General features: G+C 63.6%; 3 protein-coding genes, 5 tRNA genes and 1 pseudogene. 6 read left to right on the top strand and 3 right to left on the bottom strand.

Going from position 1 to position 3,571, the window contains the following annotated elements; translation table 11 throughout:
* A pseudogene (locus B1964_RS30390) lies at positions 1 to 215 on the top strand (hypothetical protein); the annotation flags it as partial.
* A 1-nt stretch (position 216) separates the two neighbouring features.
* Here the strand turns inward: B1964_RS30390 and B1964_RS09255 are convergent.
* Complete coding sequence (locus B1964_RS09255; RefSeq protein ID WP_079929570.1) at positions 217 to 822, bottom strand: uracil-DNA glycosylase; 606 nt, start codon at positions 820 to 822, stop codon at positions 217 to 219.
* Between the two features lie 90 nt (positions 823 to 912).
* On the opposite strand from B1964_RS09255, the gene B1964_RS09250 reads away from it, so the two are divergent.
* On the top strand, positions 913 to 1,341 hold the full coding sequence (locus tag B1964_RS09250) for a hypothetical protein (protein WP_079929572.1): 429 nt from the start codon (positions 913 to 915) through the stop codon (positions 1,339 to 1,341).
* Positions 1,342 to 1,403: 62 nt separating this feature from the next.
* Here B1964_RS09250 and B1964_RS09245 read toward each other — a convergent pair whose 3' ends face one another.
* The gene (locus B1964_RS09245; protein WP_079929569.1) at positions 1,404 to 2,651 is read right to left on the bottom strand and encodes a hypothetical protein; all 1,248 of its coding nucleotides are present in this window, start codon (positions 2,649 to 2,651) and stop codon (positions 1,404 to 1,406) included.
* Between the two features lie 97 nt (positions 2,652 to 2,748).
* Positions 2,749 to 2,823 (bottom strand) — tRNA-Val (locus B1964_RS09240).
* Between the two features lie 254 nt (positions 2,824 to 3,077).
* On the opposite strand from B1964_RS09240, the gene B1964_RS09235 reads away from it, so the two are divergent.
* The 4 genes from B1964_RS09235 to B1964_RS09220 all read left to right on the top strand — a co-directional run bounded on the left by B1964_RS09235 (position 3,078) and on the right by B1964_RS09220 (position 3,543).
* Positions 3,078 to 3,150: transfer RNA gene (locus B1964_RS09235), tRNA-Gly, on the top strand.
* A 22-nt stretch (positions 3,151 to 3,172) separates the two neighbouring features.
* Positions 3,173 to 3,246: transfer RNA gene (locus B1964_RS09230), tRNA-Cys, on the top strand.
* A gap of 18 nt (positions 3,247 to 3,264) precedes the next feature.
* A tRNA-Val gene (locus B1964_RS09225) sits at positions 3,265 to 3,339 on the top strand.
* A 131-nt stretch (positions 3,340 to 3,470) separates the two neighbouring features.
* Positions 3,471 to 3,543, top strand: a tRNA-Gly gene (locus tag B1964_RS09220).
* The last annotated feature ends 28 nt before the right edge of the window (positions 3,544 to 3,571 follow it).

Here is a 3,571-nt window from a genome sequence, read left to right as displayed (position 1 = left end):
GCCCAGCCGACGTGCCGCGCCTGGTGACATCGTGCTGGGCGTCGATCACCGGCCTCGCCCGCCACCTGTTCATCAACGGCACCGCCACTCAGGCCGACGTCGACCGGGCGCTGTGGCTCCCCGAGCACGAGCCCGAGGCGCGTCAGTTTGCGTTGGCCTCGATCCGATCGGGCCGCGCGCCCGGCTCGTTCAGAATCACCCCGGCGCTGATCTGACTCAAGCTCGCAGGGCGTCGGCGGCCTCCGCGAACGAATCTCGCAGATGTTGCTCGCGCTGCTCGCGGATGGCCGGATCAGGTGTCCATAGTGCTTGTCGGCTGGTGTGGTAGGTCTCGATTGTGGTGAGCCCGCGCGCATCGGCGGAATAGCGGCGGCGGAATCGCTTCCACGCCACCTGAGCATCCCCTCCGTGCGCCATGACGACCTTGAGGTTCGGGCACAGCTCAACGACCCGTCTCAGCACCGGCAGACCGCGATCGACTTCTGGCGACGAGGGCTTGCGGTTGATGTACCAGGGAAATGTGTTCCACCCCATGACTTCCTCGACGTCGATACCGGCGTCAGTGAGCAACGTGATGAGTCGTTCCGCTGATGGATCATCGTTCTCGGGGCTCAGCATCCCGCTACCCTGACCGTCGCGCGTCTTGGGCCCTGGGTCGCGGAAGATCACCAGCAAACGCGCGTTGATACCGCCCATCGCGGGCGCGACGTACGGCATCCACTCCTCGTCAGTACGCAATTCATCGACGAGGCGATTAATCGGCTCGACGTGCGGCAAGTAGACACCGCCCGCCTGCTCGCGTCGATACCGTGCGTCAGCCATTCTCCGGACCATGGGCGAACTGTATCGGCACCTACCGACAGCTCCGCTCAATCCGAGGGAATGTCAGGGCGCAGAGGCATACTCACGCTCATGACTGACACCTGGACTAACCGAGACCTGCCTGTTTTGCGAGCAGCCGTCGAGATTTACGACGAGACCGGCTACCCCGCGCAGCCGAACGAACTGGCAAGGGCGTGTGGGTTAGATATACACACGACCCAGCGCGCCGTACGCGCTCTCGGTCGGGAACCATTCTTCGAGGTTGAAGAGGACTACGGCGGGGGCGTCTCGATCATGAGTCCGCCCACCGGCCACGCGCTTCGGGTTGCCGGTCAGTGGCCCTCACCGCAGACGCAGTTGGAGCGCCTCGTTGCCGCTCTGGAAGCCGCCGCCGATGACGCCTCCCAGCCAGAGGAACAGCGCAGTCGGTTCCGTCAGGTTGCGCTAGTGCTGGGCGGGGCGGCATCGCAGATTGCCATCGGCGCACTCGGCGGCGCGGGCGGAAACATGCTGTCCTAGACCACACTCCACGGCCCCCGGGCGCGCATGGCCACGAACCACCGCGCCGCCGAGTGCGAGGACTATGGCGAGCCAGAGGACAGCGCGGCCAGTTCGGCGTCGCGCTCCTTCACGTGCATCTTCAAGTTCTCGCGGTAGAACTCGTAACGCTGGTGGTCACTCAGCGCGTCCGCGATCTCCTGATCGGTGAAACCTGCATGCGATAGGAGACACAATCTCAGTACCCAGATCGCCGACGATTCCGCGATCATCCAATTGTAGAAGTGCTCTTCGAACGGTCGCCCCGTGTTGTGGTGCGCAAGATCATTGCGAACGCTCCTAACCACCTCATCCCACTTCGGCACCGGGTCAGTGATAACGGGGGCGATGCGCTGAGCGATTGCGTGCAGATCGCGCACACGGTCGATGTAGTCCTTCTTTCCGCCGACGATGCGCTTATGTACGCCCTCTATGAGCGAGCACGCCACGAGGCCCTGCACCTGCATCGCCTGCTTCTCGACCGGATTCGCGACCGCTGCAGCGAGTCCGTCCATGCTCTCCTCGCTTGCGAGCCACCCAGCGATGCGCTCCAACGTCACCGACGAAGGCGGCAGAAGGTTGTGAGGATCGGGCCACGACGACTTACTCGGGTCCTGGTCTCCAGTCTTCACGTCGAGCCAATCGCTCTGCCCGGTCTCGCGGACCTGAACGCAAAACGGTACGAGGTCGACGTCGACAGCCAGCTTCATCAGCGTCATGACCGACTGGACCGCGCGCTCCGTCACCCGAAGTGACAGCGCAGAAGAAGGACGGAACTCCAACCACATCAGCTTGTCGTCGGTGCGCTCGCACACGACCTCGCCCGCGTCACTCGTTGCAGACCCGGCGTTCGGCAGCTGTGTCCACCATCCTGGGCTGTCCAGGATGAACCGCACGGCGTCGAACTTCGAAGCATTGCCAGCGGGGAGGTGTGCCCCGACGATCAACGTGTAGGGGTCCCAGACCTGCTGCAGTGGCGGTGTCTCGAAGTCGAATAGGTTCTTCGGGAGGTGCTGCAGGTATGAATCGACACACGTCACGTCACCAATCTCAGTGTCTCCCAGCAGCACGCGCGGCACACCGTCCTGGACGATGCTCGCTGGATCACCACGATGACTGATATGTAGGCCACCAGTCTCGGTGATTTCCACCGGTTCGTTCGTCTCGTCGATGACTCGGTGGTTGAGCTTGAGCCGAGCCCGAGACCCGGGCCCCCATGTCAGGGTTCCCGGGACGCGCTTGGCGGTGTTGTCGGGCGACCAAAACTCGCCCGTTGTCTCCAGTGGTTCCATGCGGCGAAGAGTAGCCGCGACCTACGACACGATTACTAGTTTCGCAGTCGTCCTACGGCCCGCTTGCGGCCCGCCTACCTCGAAAAACGCCCTGACCTGGTGGTCCCGGCTGGGATCGAACCAGCGACCTCCCCGGTGTGAACGGGACGCTCTTCCACTGAGCCACGGGACCGTGTTTCCGGCGCTCGGGGCGCCGGTGCACGAGGCAGAAGATTACACGCCGGTGACCCGGTTGCCAAAATCGCACCCACCGCGCGTCCCATGCCCAATCCGCGGAACCCGTCCGCGCACCCGCGCCCGACCGAGAACCCCACCGGCCATACACGCCCACGTCCCCGACCAGGCGATTTGGTATCTCCGTAACGTTCGGATAATGTTCTGTCCCGCATCGCGAGCACAAGGTCCACAAGATCGCTCGCGAAGCGTGCGGATGTAGCGCAGCTGGTAGCGCATCACCTTGCCAAGGTGAGGGTCGCGGGTTCGAATCCCGTCATCCGCTCGGTGCGAGTCGACTCGCCTCTGGTGGTGTGGCCGAGTGGTGAGGCAACGGCCTGCAAAGCCGTGCACACGGGTTCGATTCCCGTCGCCACCTCCACCACCAATTTCATATCCCGCGCGATTAGCTCAGTGGGAGAGCGCTTCCCTGACACGGAAGAGGTCACAAGTTCAATCCTTGTATCGCGCACCACGAGAAGCCCGCCGGACCCCGGCGGGTTTTCTTCGTCCCGACTCTTTTCGCCTGCGCATTTGGCGTATCGGCGAACGATCGAATATGGTTGCGCAGCACGTCGCGAGTGGCCTGGTCCACTCGACGAGCATGCGGATGTAGCGCAGCTGGTAGCGCATCACCTTGCCAAGGTGAGGGTCGCGGGTTCGAATCCCGTCATCCGCTCGGCGCGGGGCAACTCGCATAGGGTGGC

The sequence above is a fragment of the Gordonia sp. i37 genome, assembly GCF_002043085.1.
GTDB lineage: Bacteria > Actinomycetota > Actinomycetes > Mycobacteriales > Mycobacteriaceae > Gordonia > Gordonia polyisoprenivorans.
Note: the sequence above shows the minus strand (reverse complement) of the source record. Positions and strands in the feature narration are given on the sequence as shown.

What these genes read in the sequence shown, in the direction of transcription:
- B1964_RS09245 (WP_079929569.1), bottom strand. Translation starts at nt 2,651, where the DNA reads ATGGAACCACTGGAGACAACGGGCGAGTTTTGGTCGCCCGACAACACC.
- B1964_RS09250 (WP_079929572.1), top strand. Translation starts at nt 913, where the DNA reads ATGACTGACACCTGGACTAACCGAGACCTGCCTGTTTTGCGAGCAGCC.
- B1964_RS09255 (WP_079929570.1), bottom strand. Translation starts at nt 822, where the DNA reads ATGGCTGACGCACGGTATCGACGCGAGCAGGCGGGCGGTGTCTACTTG.